The sequence below is a fragment of the Flavobacterium frigoritolerans genome (assembly GCF_025847275.1).
GTDB classification, from domain to species: domain Bacteria; phylum Bacteroidota; class Bacteroidia; order Flavobacteriales; family Flavobacteriaceae; genus Flavobacterium; species Flavobacterium frigoritolerans.
This window is the reverse complement of sequence record NZ_JAOZEV010000003.1, coordinates 363,883-379,842: the sequence shown is the minus strand read 5'-3', so window position 1 is coordinate 379,842 and position 15,960 is coordinate 363,883. Positions and strand designations below refer to the sequence as shown.

General features: G+C 31.6%; 13 protein-coding genes. 10 read left to right on the top strand and 3 right to left on the bottom strand.

The window, feature by feature from the left end:
- Positions 1-66: 66 nt before the first annotated feature.
- Positions 67-1,842 carry an LTA synthase family protein gene (locus OIU80_RS06200; RefSeq protein ID WP_264286175.1) on the bottom strand — a complete coding sequence of 592 codons (1,776 nt, stop codon included), beginning with the start codon at positions 1,840-1,842 and terminating at the stop codon, positions 67-69.
- A gap of 668 nt (positions 1,843-2,510) precedes the next feature.
- Here OIU80_RS06200 and ruvX point away from each other — a divergent pair.
- Positions 2,511-2,927: a Holliday junction resolvase RuvX gene (gene ruvX, locus OIU80_RS06195; RefSeq protein ID WP_039115109.1), complete on the top strand. Its 417-nt coding sequence runs from the start codon at positions 2,511-2,513 to the stop codon at positions 2,925-2,927.
- Between the two features lie 115 nt (positions 2,928-3,042).
- A complete protein-coding gene (locus tag OIU80_RS06190) occupies positions 3,043-4,536 on the top strand; it encodes a malate:quinone oxidoreductase (RefSeq protein ID WP_264286174.1) in 1,494 nt (497 codons plus the stop codon).
- A 44-nt stretch (positions 4,537-4,580) separates the two neighbouring features.
- Here the strand turns inward: OIU80_RS06190 and OIU80_RS06185 are convergent, their stop codons facing one another.
- Positions 4,581-6,809: an FUSC family protein gene (locus tag OIU80_RS06185; protein WP_264286173.1), complete on the bottom strand. Its 2,229-nt coding sequence runs from the start codon at positions 6,807-6,809 to the stop codon at positions 4,581-4,583.
- Positions 6,810-7,006: 197 nt separating this feature from the next.
- Between OIU80_RS06185 and def the strand changes: the two genes are divergently transcribed.
- The 3 genes from def (at position 7,007) to mazG (ending at position 9,015) form a co-directional block, all read left to right on the top strand.
- On the top strand, positions 7,007-7,597 hold the full coding sequence (def, locus tag OIU80_RS06180; RefSeq protein ID WP_264286172.1) for a peptide deformylase: 591 nt from the start codon (positions 7,007-7,009) through the stop codon (positions 7,595-7,597).
- Positions 7,598-7,662: 65 nt separating this feature from the next.
- Positions 7,663-8,145, top strand: a complete 483-nt coding sequence (locus tag OIU80_RS06175; RefSeq protein WP_264286171.1) for a DUF5606 family protein — start codon at positions 7,663-7,665, stop codon at positions 8,143-8,145.
- A gap of 99 nt (positions 8,146-8,244) precedes the next feature.
- Positions 8,245-9,015, top strand: a complete 771-nt coding sequence (mazG, locus tag OIU80_RS06170) for a nucleoside triphosphate pyrophosphohydrolase (RefSeq protein ID WP_264286170.1) — start codon at positions 8,245-8,247, stop codon at positions 9,013-9,015.
- Here the strand turns inward: mazG and OIU80_RS06165 are convergent, their stop codons facing one another.
- A complete protein-coding gene (locus tag OIU80_RS06165) occupies positions 9,016-9,696 on the bottom strand; it encodes a Crp/Fnr family transcriptional regulator (RefSeq protein WP_264286169.1) in 681 nt (226 codons plus the stop codon).
- Positions 9,697-9,904: 208 nt separating this feature from the next.
- On the opposite strand from OIU80_RS06165, the gene OIU80_RS06160 reads away from it, so the two are divergent.
- From OIU80_RS06160 to OIU80_RS06140, 5 genes are all read left to right on the top strand, one after another.
- Positions 9,905-12,286, top strand: a complete 2,382-nt coding sequence (locus OIU80_RS06160; RefSeq protein ID WP_264286168.1) for a heavy metal translocating P-type ATPase — start codon at positions 9,905-9,907, stop codon at positions 12,284-12,286.
- Between the two features lie 120 nt (positions 12,287-12,406).
- Entirely contained in the window at positions 12,407-12,619 is a 213-nt protein-coding gene (gene ccoS / locus OIU80_RS06155) for a cbb3-type cytochrome oxidase assembly protein CcoS (RefSeq protein ID WP_195737975.1), read from the top strand.
- A gap of 3 nt (positions 12,620-12,622) precedes the next feature.
- Positions 12,623-14,809 (top strand): cytochrome-c oxidase, cbb3-type subunit I, encoded by a 2,187-nt coding sequence (gene ccoN, locus OIU80_RS06150; protein WP_264286167.1) that lies wholly within the window; start codon positions 12,623-12,625, stop codon positions 14,807-14,809.
- Positions 14,810-14,816: 7 nt separating this feature from the next.
- Positions 14,817-14,987, top strand: a complete 171-nt coding sequence (locus tag OIU80_RS06145) for a cbb3-type cytochrome c oxidase subunit 3 (RefSeq protein WP_264286166.1) — start codon at positions 14,817-14,819, stop codon at positions 14,985-14,987.
- Positions 14,988-15,014: 27 nt separating this feature from the next.
- Entirely contained in the window at positions 15,015-15,956 is a 942-nt protein-coding gene (locus tag OIU80_RS06140) for a cbb3-type cytochrome c oxidase N-terminal domain-containing protein (RefSeq protein WP_264286165.1), read from the top strand.
- Positions 15,957-15,960 lie beyond the last annotated feature (4 nt).

Genomic DNA, 15,960 nt, shown 5'->3' with positions numbered 1-15,960 from the left:
CCTCCATTGTCTTTTGTAAATATATTTTAAGTCCTCAGATCGAGTTGGTTTGTTTTTTAGAATGAGTTAAATAGCTAGTTTATTATTGATAACTCTTTGACTAAAAGATTGTATATATGCTTTTAAGAATTTCTCATATTCTTTGACTTTAGGTTTATTTTGTGACATTAAGTTGTTTTTTAATAAAACATCTTCTTTCCACTTATATAGTCCTATTGTTTTATTATTTGCAAAAGCCAGATAGTAATCGTCTTTAATATAGTGATAAGTTCCCTGCAGGTAATATACTACGAAGTTTTCTTTAGATTTGTAGCTTTTACCAAAACTTACCATATCAGTTTTTATATTTAAGTAATCTAAAATACTTGGCATGATATCGATTTGCTGAAAGTTTTTGTCACTGACACCTATTAATTGAGGATTTGATGGGTCGAAAAATAAAATAGGAATGTTAAACTTTCCAATATTTGTTTTATCAATATCTTTATCTCCTCCAGAGGAAGTATGATCCGAAGAGATAACAAATAATGTATTCTTGTACCATCCTTCTTTTTTAGCGGTATTAAAAAACTTTCGTAAGGCAAAATCGGTATATGCTATACTTTCTTGGATCTCAGTGGTTCCTTTAGGGAATTTTCCTTTATATCTTTCGGGAATAATATATGGATTGTGTGAAGAAATAGTAAATATTGAACTAAAAAAGGGTTGTTTAAAAGAAGTTAATTTAGAAGCATAGAATTGAAGGAATTCTTCATCAAAGACTCCCCATTTACCATCAAAAGCTTCTTTGCCAGTATATTGATCTTTTCCATAGTATTGGTCGAATCCAGCTACTTCAGCATATTGGTCAAAGTTCTGGCTGCCATTAAAAGCACCGTGAAAAAATGATGTATTGTAGCCTTCTTTTTTGAAAATTTTTGGGAGACCATTTATTTTATTTAAAGCATAACTAGATGATATGAAAGAATTATTCATTAAGCTTGGAATACTAGAAAGGATGGATGGAACAGCATCTATTGAAACTTTTCCGTTTGCAAATCCATTCTTAAAGTAGTATGATTTTGTTATTAGTGAATCTAAGAAAGGAGTTTGTCCGCGTCTTATATTTTCATTACCGAAACTTTCCAAAATTAAAATGACTACATTTTTTTTAATAGTTGGTTCGATTGGTTTTAAAGAGATAATAGGATTGTAAATAGAAATTAATTCTTTCTCATTAAAATAGTTTACTTTCTCAATATCTTCTTTTTTAACAGCAGATTTTAGGATGCAAAAAGGAGTATTTAAGACTAATGCAGAATTGTTTAATGCTCCATATTCAGCAGCATCTACGATTCTAATTGGTTTTTTTTGGAATCCACCACGACCCATCAATAAAATTATAACTAAAGAAGTAATAAAATAAGCAAATTGTCTGTAGTAATCTTTTTTAGTTGATTTTTCGTGTATTAAATGTGTTCTTAAATTCGGGATTAATTTCCAGAACAGAATACTTACAATAAGAAATAAAACAAAGATGTACCAAAACTCTTTTAAAAACGAGGGAATTAATCCTAAAGCTTCTTGTTCCATCCCTTTGGCAGTAATCATTCCAAAAGTACTTCTTCTACCAGTAAAACGGTAGTAGATAATGTCGATGAAATTAGTAGCGATAAAGATAAGATTTACCAAGTAAAAAGTGAACTTTAAAACAGCTTGATATCTTGGTTTGTATTTGAAATTACCAGGAATCAAATGCGCAACCATAAAAATTATATTAATATAAGCAATGGCAGCAAAATCAAAGAGAAGGCCTCCTAAAAAGGTTGGAAATGTAAAGGCTTCAAATAATTTCAAATTCATGAGATAAAATAAAATTCGAACGAATTGGTAGATTATTACAATTAAAAAGAATCTTTTTAGGAATAAAACAATACTATTTTTATAGTTATTCATTTGGGTTTTAGTATTTTTTTGAAATATTTGCTTTTATTTTTTGGTTTTTCTATGAGAAGAAAAAGAAATTTTGGGCAAAAGAACTATTTTTTTTTAAATTATACTTACTTAATTAATCTAATTTTTAAAAGCATGATATAGTTTTAAAAGTTTTTGAACATTGTTAATTGTTTAATAGTGTTGTTTTTTAGTGTTTTATATGTTGTTTTTGAAGGGGATTTGCTAGGTAAAATTATTTAAAAACAAGTTAATTCTTTCTTTTGTTCAATGATAATTATCATGAATTAAAATCATAATAGGTATTACTTTTGAAATGAAATTATATATAAGAAATTTTTAAGAGTAAAATTCCATTTAAGATTGTTTAAATCTTTGAATTAGTATAAATAGAGTTGAGTGGTAGGCTCTTTATGTGAATTTTTTAATATTGTTTTAATTTTTTTTGGAGAAAAAATTTAATTAATCCGTTTTAAATTCTAGAACGGATTTTTTTTTGGAGCTTGTTTGAAATTTAGGCTGGCACTAAAGGTATGAGGTTTTTACTTTATGTATCTTTGTACTATAATTTTAATAAGATGCCAAGAATTCTCGCTATAGATTACGGACAGAAAAGAACAGGAATAGCTGTTACTGATGAATTACAAATTATTGCCTCGGGTTTAACTACTATTCCATCCAATACAACAATCGATTTTTTAAAAGATTATTTTGCAAAAGAAAAAGTCGAAGCGGTCTTAATAGGTGAACCAAAACAAATGAATGGAGAGCCTTCACAAAGTGCTTCAATTATAAAAGGATTTGTAACTCATTTTTCTAATATTTTCCCTGATATGAAAGTGGTTCGGGTTGACGAAAGATTTACTTCTAAAATGGCATTTCAAACAATGATTGATAGCGGTCTTAGCAAAAAACAGCGTCAGAATAAAGGTTTGATTGATGAAATCTCAGCAACTATAATGCTTCAGGATTATTTATCTCGAAAAATGTTTTAAGATTTAAGAGGTTTTACTTCGAAAACGTTTTAGAAAACTATAACTTTTAAGGTAAAATTTATAGTTTTTTTTTGCAATTATATGAAGTACCTTTGCACTTTAAAATTTTCTTGCTATGTCCGACAAAACCATACGTTCAAATACCGAAGTAGTACTTATTGGTGCTGGAATTATGAGTGCAACTCTTGGGTTAATCTTAAAAGAATTACAGCCAGATTTAAAAATTGAAATTTACGAAAGATTAGATGTTGCTGCAGCCGAAAGCTCTGATGCTTGGAATAATGCAGGAACGGGACATTCTGCCTTTTGTGAATTAAATTATACACCAGAAAAAAATGGTAGTATTGATCCTAAAAAAGCAATTAGTATTGCTGAATCTTTTGAAGTTTCTCGTCAGTTTTGGTCTTACTTAGTACAGCAAAACAAAATAACATCTCCTGATAATTTTATAAAAAGTGTTCCCCACATGAGTTTTGTTTGGGGAGAAAAAAATGTAGATTATCTTAAAAAAAGATTTGAAGCATTGCAGAAAAACCCAATCTTTAAAGAGATGGTTTTTAGTACTGATTTTTCTCAATTAAAAGAGTGGATGCCTTTAGTGATGGAGGGGAGAGATGCTTCAGATAAATTTGCTGCAACTTCTATGGCAATAGGAACAGATGTGAATTTTGGAGAATTAACAAGAAGCATGTTTAATTATCTAGGAAAATTAGATGGTGTGACAATTCATTTTAATCACGAAGTGAAAAAATTAAAACAACGTGAAGACAAATCATGGAGAATTAAAATCACAGATTTAGCAACAGGTCAAACCAGAAAAGTATATACTAAATTTGTATTTATTGGTGCTGGAGGAGGTTCTTTGCCTTTATTAGAAAAAGCAAATGTTGCTGAAGGAAAAGGATTTGGAGGTTTTCCCGTGAGCGGACAATGGTTAAAATGTACCAATCCAGAAGTTATTCTTCAACATCAGGCTAAAGTTTATGGAAAAGCGAGTGTAGGTGCACCACCTATGTCGGTTCCTCACATAGACACCCGAATGATAGATGGCGAAAGAGCTTTACTTTTTGGGCCATTTGCAGGTTTTTCAACTCGATTTTTAAAGAACGGATCCTACATGGATTTACCTATGTCAATAAAAACAGATAATATAATGCCTATGTTGGCTGCTGGTTATCACAATATCCCACTTACAAAATATTTAATTGAGCAAGTGAGACAATCACCTAAAGATAGAATGAATGCTTTACGTGAATACTTGCCAAATGCAAAATCTAAAGATTGGAAGTTAGAACGAGCAGGACAGCGTGTTCAGGTTATTAAAAAAGATGAAAAAGAAGGTGGAATTCTTGAATTTGGAACAGAAGTAATTAATACCGAAGATGGAACATTGGCTGTCTTATTAGGAGCTTCTCCAGGAGCTTCAACAGCTGTTTCGATTATGGTAGGGTTGATTAATAAGTGTTTTAAAGGTAAAGTTAAAACGCCAGAATGGAATGAAAAGTTCAAGGCAATGATTCCTTCTTATGGTCAAACCTTAAATGATAAACCAGAGTTATTGGCCGAGATAAGAAAAAATACTGCTGCTGCTTTAAAGTTAAATAATTAACGTAGTACTGAAAATATATTTTAAATAAAAAATCCAGATTAATTTTAATCTGGATTTTTTGCTATAAACTCTTTTGTAATTGTTAGTATTTTGTCAGATAGATCAGTCATCCATATTAATTGTTCGATTACTAGTTGCGCTTCTTGCATTTTGGATTCTCTTGCGTTTTCGTCAAGTTCATTATCATTTTCTAATCGACTGAAGTTTTTTCTTTTTAATTCTTCAAAATGGAAAGTCAATTTTTCTTTATTAATGTCTTTATTCTTGTATATAGATGTTTTTTCATGTCTTAGAATAGTAATTGAATGATTTAAATTAGAAATAACAATATCAATAACAAAATTAAAAGATTCGGATGCCGAAGTCGTTTTGTGGGATTGAATATAGGTACCTAAAGAAGCCGAAGATGAAAGTAAGGAATGATTTAGTACAGCAAGCTTATTTATTTGTGGAAGCTGCTTTTGCTTCGACTTAGGTTCTTGAACCATTCTCTGGAAAGAGGTCATAAGATTTCCAATTTCTATAAAGGCATTTTTTCTAGCTAAACGATAAGATGTAGGTAATGTTCCTTTTTTATTATAATATTCAGCAATTTCTTGTAAATAGTTTTTATTGGCTTCAATAGATTTTTCTAAAAATGAGGCAGCATTCAAAAACTCCCAAGCTGGCCATAAATAATAATTTGCTAAAAAGGCCAATGTAGCACCAACAAGAGAGTCTAATATTCTAAACTGAATTACTTCGAGAATATTAGGAGTTAGAATTCCATAAACAAATACTACATACATAGTAACGAGTGTGGTACTTATTTTGTAATTGCTTTGTGTAAAAGAAATACCGATTAGCATACAAACAATGGCAAATATGCTTATTGCAATGTGATTGTGTACTAAAGATACAATTCCAAAAGCAATTAGTCCGCCTAAGATAGTGCCAAAAACACGATTATAAGAGCGTTCTTTGGTTAATCCATAGCCAGGGCGCATAATTACTACAATGGTTAATAAAATCCAATATACGTTTTGAAATGGAAGTAATTTCCCAATTATAAAACCTAACATAATGGTTATGGTAAGTCGTAGTGAATGTCTAAAAAAAGTAGATGAGAAACTGAAATTTTCAATTAATGTACGTATAGGATAATATTGTGGAGTCAGGAATTTTTCAAGTTCTTTGTTCTTTTCTTTAAAATCAAAAGAATGAATAGCCGATGAAAATGCCATTTCTACGATTTTTATTTTTTCGACTTGCTTTTGAGCATATTTCAACATATTGGTGAGCATCCAAACTCCTTCAGAAGCTTCAATTTTGCCTAGATTATTTTTATATGCATCAATTGCAGATTGTAACCCATCTAATTCCTTCTTTAAATCGTTTACAGAGATATATTTAGAGGCTTTATGGACACTTTTAGATAGTTTTTTTAAAGTAGAGGCGAGTTTATATGCTAGATTCTGATAAGAACGCAGGGCTTCTGGATGGTCGCTAAATTTTTTGTGTAATTTATTATGGTCAAATGAAGTGGATAGTGCCAACTCCTGAATTTCGACTAATGTTATAAAAACAATAAGCATTTTTCGGTTTTGGCTGGAGTCTCCAGATGTGGCTCTATTGCCAATAAGTACTTGCCTTAAATTCTCATGAATTTGGTTTAATTCAACCTGAAGATGTAATTGTTTCTCGATGATCTTTTTTCTGTCGGCATCAGGATTCCATAAATCACCTCTAAGTTTTAAGTATTTTGCAGTTAATCGAATTCCATCTGCAATTTGTAATTCGACATAGCGATGTGGTTTAACATAATGAAAAATAAGAGAAACGATTAAATAGAATAACCCTCCTGCAAAAATATAGCTAGAATGCAATACAGCTTCCCAACCTTCATGTAAGTGAGCAAATGATAGCGAAATAGAGAGTAAAGCCGAGAATGATGCCATAGTTGCTCTTTGTCCATAAACAGAAATCATAGACGATAGGAAAAGTAATATTCCTAAAAATGGATAGAACAACCAAGGAAATGGGTAAACAAGATTAACTAATAGGTTAACGCATGAAACAATTAGAGCTGTAACTACAATTCCTTTTATTTTATGTTTAAGATTACTAGGAATATCACTCGGATAGGTATAAAAAGCACCAAGTGCAATTGTAAAGCCGATTTCGAAATACCCTAAAAAGTTAAAAAACAAGACAGGAACAACAGATGCAAGTGTAACTTTTGAAGCGTTGATAAAAGATGTACTGTTTGTGAATTTAACGATGCGATCGAACATATAAATAGGTTTACTAGCAAAGATAAGAATTGTATGAATTATTTAGCAATAATAGTGGCTTTGATTTAAATAGAAATCAAAAAGCATATAATATGACTTATAGAATTATTCATTGACTATTTTTTACTATTTTTGCCAACCTAATTCAGAATAATGAAATTCTGGATTAATAGTCGTTAATACATAATACAACAAGAATGATTTTACCAATTATAGGATATGGTGATCCTGTTTTAAGAAAAGTTGGAGAGGCAGTTTCGCCAGAACATCCAAATTTGAAAGAAACAATAGCTAACATGTACGAAACAATGTACAATGCTTATGGAGTAGGTCTTGCTGCGCCACAAGTTGGCCTGGCCTTGCGTTTATTTGTAATTGACACAACTCCTTTTAGCGATGACGAGGATTTGCCAGCTGATGAACAAAAAGAATTGAAAGGATTTAAAAGAACTTTTATTAATGCCAAAATTCTAAAAGAAGATGGTGAAGAGTGGAGTTTTAATGAAGGTTGCTTAAGTATTCCAGATGTTCGTGAGGATGTTTACAGACACGAAAGAATTACAATTGAATATTGTGAAGAAGATTTTGTTGTAAAAACGGAAGTATTTGATGGTTTAATTGCGAGAGTAATTCAGCATGAGTATGATCACATCGAAGGAGTTTTGTTTACAGATAAAATCTCATCATTAAAGAAACGCTTAATTCAGAAGAAATTAAAAAATATTACCGAAGGCAAAACATTTCAGGAATACAGAATGAAATTTGCTGCTGCTAAAAAAGGGAGATAACTTTTTGATTGTCTTTTTGCTAAAAAAATAAAATAACCGAATTCTTAATACTAATTATAATAAACATGAATTTAGAAAAAATATTAGCTATTTCTGGGAAACCAGGTTTATACGCATTAAAAGTACAAACGCGTACAGGATTTGTAGCTGAATCATTAATTGATGGAAAAAAAATCACTGTTAGCTTAAAGAGTAATGTAAGTTTGTTGTCTGAAATTTCAATTTATACTTACGAAGGAGAAAAACCTTTATCAGAAGTAATGCAATTAATTGCAATAAAGGAAGACAAAGGACCAGCAATTTCTCATAAAGAAGACAATGCTACTTTAACAGCTTATTTTAAAGAAGTTTTGCCACAATATGATGAAGAAAGAGTTTATCCTTCAGATATTAAAAAAGTATTGAACTGGTACAACATGCTACAAGCAAAAGGATTGGTTACAGATTTAGCGCCTGCACCTGCAGAATCTAAAGAAGAAACTCCAGTTTTAGAAGAGACAAAAAAAGCGCCAGCAAAAAAAGCTAAAGCTGCTGCTGAAAAAAAATAGTTTCATTTTAATGAACGATATTTAATCCTGTTGAGATGATTTCTTAACAGGATTTTTTACATTTACACAAACGCTTGCCAACTTAAAAAGACTTCAAAAATGAGTAAAGAACTGCAATTACAGGCCTTCGAAAGATTATTAAATATAATGGATGATTTACGTGAAAAATGCCCTTGGGACATGAAACAAACCATGCAAAGTTTACGTCATCTTACTATTGAAGAAACTTATGAATTGGGTGATGCAATTTTAGATAACGATCTTAATGAAGTAAAAAAAGAGTTAGGAGATGTATTATTGCATATTGTTTTTTACGCGAAAATTGGCAGTGAAACAAATGATTTTGATATTGCTGATGTGTGCAATGAAATTTGCGAAAAACTTATTTACCGTCATCCTCATATTTACAGTGATACTGTTGTGAAAGATGAAGAAGAAGTAAAACAAAATTGGGAAAAACTGAAATTGAAAGAAGGGAAGAAGTCCGTTTTAGAAGGAGTTCCAAGAAGTTTGCCCGCATTGGTTAAAGCCAGCAGGATACAAGATAAAGTAAAAGGAGTTGGCTTTGATTGGGAGGAGCCACATCAGGTTTGGGATAAGGTACAAGAAGAATTGCAGGAGTTACAGGTTGAAGTAAAAGCTGGTGATCAGGATAAAATAGAAGCAGAGTTTGGAGATGTTTTATTCTCTATGATTAATTATGCAAGATTTTTAAATGTAAATCCCGAAGATGCTTTGGAACGTACTAATAAAAAATTCATAAAACGATTTCAATACCTTGAGAGTAAAGCAGGAGAATTAGGAAAACCATTAATGGATATGACTTTGGCAGAAATGGATGTTTTTTGGAACGAAGCAAAAAAACTGTAATTATTCAGCCATTTTCTTTAAGGCGTTAATATTTTTTAAAATAATTTTTTTACCAATTAATTCAATTACGTCTAGTTTTTTAAAATCAGATAATAATCGGATACAACTTTCTGTAGCGGTACCAATCATGCTAGCCAGTTCATCTCTAGAAAGTTGTATTTTTAGAGTATTATCCTCATTTTCGCCAAAAGTACCATGTAAGTATAATAATGTTTCGGCTAAACGTGATTTAACAGTTTTTTGAGCTAAGGAAACAGTATGATTATCAGAATCTTTTAAATCATCGCAAATTGTTTTCATGACATTCATAGAAAACTGATTATTTTGATTAAAGAAACCGATGATTTCTGTTTTTGGAATAAAACATACCTCCATATCGTCTAATGCTTTAGCACTCAAATTAGCAGGTTCGTTACTAATCATAGATCGCTGACCTAAAAGTTCTCCAGATTTTACAAGTTTAACAATTTGGTCTTTACCGTTGGCACTTAGTTTAGAAAGTTTACCAACACCATCTTTTACACAAAAAACACCATTGGTAACTTCGCCTTCTTCAAAGATAGAATCACCTTTCTTAATAGTATAGGTAGTTTTACTATTAGCTAGTTTTATAACTTCATCTTTGTTTAAAGCTTTTAACGAAGTAAGTTGTCTTACAATACATTGGTCACATTTATTCATAGGGGAAGTTATTTGTTTACAAAATTAAGTATTATTATGATTTTATACTCTTAAATTTTTTAAATAATGGCAGAAATGCAATTTCTATAGCTTTATTCCCAATTTGTTTTATTAAATTTAAAAAATGTATTTTAAGAGCTATGATAAATGTCATATTTTTTGGTTAGATGGTTTGTGATCTTTGTAAAAGCTTAAAATAGTTAAATATATGAGTGTTCAAAATTGTTTTCATTGCGGTTTAATTATTCCCAAAAATGAAATAATCGTTTTTGATGAAAAAGAATTTTGTTGTAGTGGCTGTAAAACAGTTTATGAGATTTTTAGTCTAAATGACCTGACTTGTTATTATGATTTTGAGAAATCTCCAGGAGCAACACCTCAAGATATTCAAGGTAAATATGATTTTCTGGATAATGAAAGTATTCAACTTAAATTATTAGAATTTCAGGAAGATACCACAGCAATAGTTTCATTGAATATTCCGCATATTCATTGTAGTTCTTGTATTTGGATTTTAGAAAATTTAAATCGTCTTAAACCAGGAATTAGTGCTTCACAGGTTAATTTTCCAGAAAAGAAAGTTAGAATTACCTATAACTCAGAAAAAATTACTCTTAAAGATATTGCTTATACATTAAGCTCGATAGGGTATGAACCTTATATAAGTTTAGAGAATTACGAGGCTGGCAAGAATAATGTAGACAGAAGTTTGACATACAAACTAGGAGTTGCTTTCTTTTGTTTTGGAAATATCATGCTGCTTTCTTTTCCCGAATATTTTGAAGTAAAAGAATTTTGGTTGGACAATTATAAACCATTTTTTCGTTGGCTGATATTAATTCTGGCTATGCCAAGTTTTATATACTCGGCAAGTGGTTATTATGTTTCAGCTTATAAGAGCATTAAAAGCAAAATGCTGAATATTGATATTCCTATTGCTCTAGGAATCATCGTTATGTTTATACGAAGTACTTTTGATATTGTCATGGATTATGGGCCTGGTTTTTTTGACAGCTTGACAGGGTTAATTTTCTTTATGTTGTTAGGGAAAATGTTTCAAATTAAAACCTATAGTTTTTTAAGTTTCGAGAGAGATTTTAAATCCTATTTTCCAATTGCAGTTACTCGAATAAATCCCAATACTCCAGAGGAAAGTATTCCTATTTACGATATTGATAAAGGAGATCGGCTATTGATTAGAAATCAGGAATTAATACCTGTAGATGGGATTTTGATAAGCGATCAAGCTGAAATTGATTATAGTTTTGTAACTGGTGAAGCAGTTCCTATTACCAAAAAATCAGGAGATAAAGTTTTTGCTGGAGGCAAGCAAATAGGTAAAGTGATAGAAATGGAGGTACTTCATACTGTTTCTCAAAGTTACTTAACGCAGTTGTGGGGGAATGATATTTTCCAGAAAGATGTTCAGCAAAAACATAAAACGATAACCGATGCAATAAGCCGTTATTTTACACCAATTTTATTGTTAATTGCTTTTGCAGGTTTTGGTTATTGGATATTTATTGATGCCAATACGGCTTTCAATGTCTTTACAGCAGTACTCATTGTAGCTTGTCCGTGTGCTTTAGCATTAACAGCACCATTTACATTTGGTAATATTTTGAGGATTTTAGGAAAGCAGAAGTTTTATTTAAAAAATGCTTTGGTTATAGAACAACTTGCTAAAGTTGATACTTTGGTTTTTGATAAGACAGGGACTATTACGACCAATAAAAAATCGAATATTGCATACGAAGGAAAATCTCTTTCTGATGATAATCTTGTTATGTTAAAAAATGTACTTCGAGCTTCAAATCACCCTTTGAGCCGAATGTTATATGATTCATTACCAGAATCTGCCCGAATAAAATTAGACGATTTTAAAGAAATAACTGGAAAGGGGATTTTGGCAGTAATCCAAAATCACCAGTTTCAAATAGGATCATTTACTTTCGTTGCAGGTCAAGAAGAAAATTTAATTCAGCAAACATCACTTCATATAAAAATAGATGAGGTTTATTATGGGAAATATATATTCAATAATCAATATAGAGAAGGCTTAGAGGATTTATTCAAAGAATTGAGCTTGAAGTATAAGATTAAAGTACTCTCTGGTGATAACGATGGAGAACGAGAGACTTTAGAAAAACTTTTACCTAAAGGGACTGAGCTTGTTTTTAATCAAAAACCAGAGCAAAAGTTGATATTTATTAAGCAGTTACAAGAGCAGGGGCATAATGTAATGATGATTGGTGATGGATTAAATGATGCGGGTGCATTGGCGCAAAGTAATGTTGGAGTTTCTATTTCGGAGAATGTCAATGTTTTTTCACCAGCTTGTGATGCTATTTTGGATGCAACTGAGTTTAAGCACCTGAGCTATTTCTTAAAACTTTCTAAAAATGCCATCAAGATCATTAAAATGAGTTTTGTTTTGTCGCTACTTTACAATATAGTAGGGTTGTCTTTTGCTATTACCGGAAACCTACTTCCTCTGGTTGCAGCTATCATAATGCCTTTGAGTACAATTACAATAGTAAGTTTTGTAACCTTAGCGTCTAACTATTTCAGCAGGAGCAGTTTAAAATGATTATAAATAATTCAAGTATTATTTTTTCATAATTTTAACATATACTGACGGAGCATGATAAATGTCATATTTTAAAAGAATGCTTAAAAGTAATTTTGTAGAACTTAAATGTCATAAGGTATGAGTGTTATTTACTTATTAATTTCCGTTAGTATTATTATTGCGATTGGCTTTTTTATAGCCTTCGTAGTTGCTGTAAAAACAGGGCAGTACGACGATGATTATACCCCTTCAGTTAGGATGCTTTTTGATGACGAAATCAAAAAAGTTCCCAACGATAAAATAAAAACTCCCAACAATAAAATAAAAATAACCACAGAAAAACAAATCTAGATTATGGAAATGCAACAATTTTATTACGACAACAAAATTGTAAAGAAATTCATCTATGCGACCATTCTTTTTGGTGTAGTAGGAATGCTAGTCGGCCTTACATTGGCTATTATGTATCTCTTTCCTAATATTACCGACGGAATCTCATGGTTAAGCTACGGACGGTTAAGACCTTTACATACCAATGCAGTTATTTTTGCCTTTGTAGGAAACGCATTCTTTGCAGGGATGTATTATTCTTTGCAGCGACTCTTAAAAGCCAGAATGTTTAGTGACTTTTTAAGTGGACTACATTTCTGGGGATGGCAATTAATTATTGTTGCGGCAGCTATTACCTTACCTTTAGGATATACCTCATCAAAAGAATATGCCGAATTAGAATGGCCAATTGATATTGCTATCGCTTTAATTTGGGTAGTAATGGGTATCAATATGATTGGTACTATTTTACGCCGTAGAGAGCGTCATTTGTATGTTGCTATTTGGTTTTATTTGGCCACATTTGTTACTGTTGCAGTATTACATATTTTTAATAATATAGAAATACCAGTTTCAGCAATGAAAAGTTATTCTGTTTACGCAGGAGTTCAGGATGCTTTGGTGCAATGGTGGTACGGTCACAATGCAGTTGCTTTTTTCTTAACAACTCCATTTTTAGGGTTGATGTATTATTTTGTACCTAAAATTGCTAATCGTCCAGTGTATTCTTATCGATTATCGATTATACATTTTTGGTCATTGATTTTTATATATATCTGGGCTGGTCCTCATCATTTATTATATTCAGCATTGCCAAACTGGGCACAAAATTTAGGAGTTGCTTTTTCTATTATGTTGCTTGCTCCATCTTGGGGAGGGATGATAAATGGACTTTTAACACTAAGAGGTGCTTGGGATAAAGTTCGTGAAGAACCAGTTTTAAAATTCTTCGTTGTAGCAATTACAGGTTACGGTATGGCAACTTTTGAAGGGCCAATGCTTTCTTTTAAAAATGTAAATGCTATTGCGCATTATACAGACTGGATTATTGCTCACGTGCACGTTGGTGCATTAGCTTGGAATGGTTTTATGGCCTTTGGTATGATTTATTGGTTAATACCAAGAATGACAAAAAGTACTTTGTTCTCTAAAAAATTAGCAAATTTCCATTTCTGGATTGGTACTTTAGGAATTATATTATATACGTTGCCAATGTATGTTGCTGGTTTTCAACAAGCTTCTATGTGGAAACAATTTAACCCAGACGGTACTTTAACTTACGGAAATTTCCTAGAAACAGTTACAGCAATTATGCCATTGTATTGGATGAGAGCTATTGGAGGTACTTTATACCTTGTTGGAATGTTTGTGTTAGTTTATAATATAATTCAAACTATACGTGTTGGTAGCCCAATTGAAGATGAGTTGGCAGAGGCACCAGCATTAGAAAGAATTAGTAGTGGTAGAGTTCGTGGAGAGAAATTCCATTCATGGTTAGAAAGAAAACCTATTCAGTTGACTATTTTGGCTACAATTGCTATTTTAATTGGAGGAATTATTCAAATCGTTCCAACGATTATGGTAAAATCAAATATACCTACAATAACAAGTGTAAAACCATATTCACCATTAGAGCTTGAAGGACGTGATTTATATATCCGTGAAGGTTGTGTTGGATGCCACTCACAATCAGTACGACCATTTAGAAGTGAAGTTGAACGTTATGGACCACAATCAAAAGCAGGAGAGTTTGTATATGACCATCCATTCTTATGGGGATCAAAACGTACAGGGCCAGACTTATTAAGAGTAGGAGGTAAGTACAATGATAACTGGCATTTTAACCATTTTTGGAATCCACAAAGTATATCAGCGGGTTCAATCATGCCAGGGTACAAATGGCTATTCGATAATAAGCCGATGGACATTTCATTAACACAAAAGAAAATGGAAGTAATGGTTCAGCTTGGAGTTCCATACTCACCTGAAGAAGTAGCAAATGCGCAAAAATTATTGAGAGCTCAAGCCCTTAAAATTGAAAAGAATTTAGAAAACGATCCTGATTATGTTGCGAGTTATGCAGATAGTAAGAAAAAAGCTGAAGCAAAAGGAGAGAAATTCATTCCTATGAATGAAAGAGAAATTGTAGCGCTTATTGCTTATATGCAAAGATTAGGAACAGATATTAAAGTAAAAGAGACTTCAAAATAGAGAAATTATGTTCGAACAAGTAAAATACAACTTAGAGACAATTGCAGGAGTAGAGATATTCCCAATACTTTCCTTGCTAATATTTTTCATCTTTTTTGTTTGCCTGGGGATCTGGGTATTTTCATACGGAAAAGAAAAAATTGAAGAAATGAGTCAAATTCCATTGGACGAAAATTAAATAGTAGAATTAAAAATAATATATAAAATGAAAAAATTAATTCCAGTATATATACGATTACCACTAATTTTCTTCATCGTTTTTGGTGCAATGGAATATTTTATAGACTCAGGAGATAAACCAGCATTTATAAAATACCCAATGGTTTCTGTATTTTTATTCGTATTTCTTTTCCTTTTAATAGCAATAGAGATTACGATAAGTGCAATAGACCGTATTACTTATAATTTGCTAACTGATGAACAGAAAGCAAAACTTGAAGTTGATAGTAATTTAAGTTTAAAAGAAAGTGCTTGGTATAAAAACTTAATGCAAAAGTTAACGAAAACCGAGCCGATAGAAACAGAGGCAAGTTTATTATTGCATCATGATTATGATGGTATTAAAGAGCTAGATAATAACTTACCGCCATGGTGGATTTATTTATTCTATATCACTATTATCTTTGCTGTAGTTTATGTAGCGCGTTACGATGTGTTTGGTGGAGATGACCAAGAAATGGAACTAAAAAAGGAAATGGCACAAGCTAAGATAGAGGTTGAAGAATATCTTAAAACTGCTCCAGATTTAATGGATGAAAAAACGGTTACGCTATTAACAGATCCTGCTGATCTTGCTGCTGGAAAGGAAATTTTTACAACAGATTGTGCTGCTTGTCACCGAGCTGATGGAGGAGGACAAATTGGTCCAAACTTAACAGATAATCATTGGATTTTAGGCGGAGGAATAAAAGAAATATTCCATACGATTACCAATGGAGGACGAGACGGAAAAGGGATGATAGCGTGGAAAGGAACATTAAAGCCAAAGGAGATACAAAAAGTAGCTAGTTATATTTTGTCTCTGCAAGGAAGTAATCCAAAAGATCCAAAAGATCCAGAAGGAGAAATTTGGACAGATAAAGATGCGCCAAAAACCGATGCAGGAGCAGTAGCCACACAAACAGATTCTACACAAGTTAAAAAATAATACA

What these genes read in the sequence shown, in the direction of transcription:
- OIU80_RS06200 (WP_264286175.1), bottom strand. Translation starts at nt 1,842, where the DNA reads ATGAATTTGAAATTATTTGAAGCCTTTACATTTCCAACCTTTTTAGGA.
- ruvX (WP_039115109.1), top strand. Translation starts at nt 2,511, where the DNA reads ATGCCAAGAATTCTCGCTATAGATTACGGACAGAAAAGAACAGGAATA.
- OIU80_RS06190 (WP_264286174.1), top strand. Translation starts at nt 3,043, where the DNA reads ATGTCCGACAAAACCATACGTTCAAATACCGAAGTAGTACTTATTGGT.
- OIU80_RS06185 (WP_264286173.1), bottom strand. Translation starts at nt 6,809, where the DNA reads ATGTTCGATCGCATCGTTAAATTCACAAACAGTACATCTTTTATCAAC.
- def (WP_264286172.1), top strand. Translation starts at nt 7,007, where the DNA reads ATGATTTTACCAATTATAGGATATGGTGATCCTGTTTTAAGAAAAGTT.
- OIU80_RS06175 (WP_264286171.1), top strand. Translation starts at nt 7,663, where the DNA reads ATGAATTTAGAAAAAATATTAGCTATTTCTGGGAAACCAGGTTTATAC.
- mazG (WP_264286170.1), top strand. Translation starts at nt 8,245, where the DNA reads ATGAGTAAAGAACTGCAATTACAGGCCTTCGAAAGATTATTAAATATA.
- OIU80_RS06165 (WP_264286169.1), bottom strand. Translation starts at nt 9,696, where the DNA reads ATGAATAAATGTGACCAATGTATTGTAAGACAACTTACTTCGTTAAAA.
- OIU80_RS06160 (WP_264286168.1), top strand. Translation starts at nt 9,905, where the DNA reads ATGAGTGTTCAAAATTGTTTTCATTGCGGTTTAATTATTCCCAAAAAT.
- ccoS (WP_195737975.1), top strand. Translation starts at nt 12,407, where the DNA reads ATGAGTGTTATTTACTTATTAATTTCCGTTAGTATTATTATTGCGATT.
- ccoN (WP_264286167.1), top strand. Translation starts at nt 12,623, where the DNA reads ATGGAAATGCAACAATTTTATTACGACAACAAAATTGTAAAGAAATTC.
- OIU80_RS06145 (WP_264286166.1), top strand. Translation starts at nt 14,817, where the DNA reads ATGTTCGAACAAGTAAAATACAACTTAGAGACAATTGCAGGAGTAGAG.
- OIU80_RS06140 (WP_264286165.1), top strand. Translation starts at nt 15,015, where the DNA reads ATGAAAAAATTAATTCCAGTATATATACGATTACCACTAATTTTCTTC.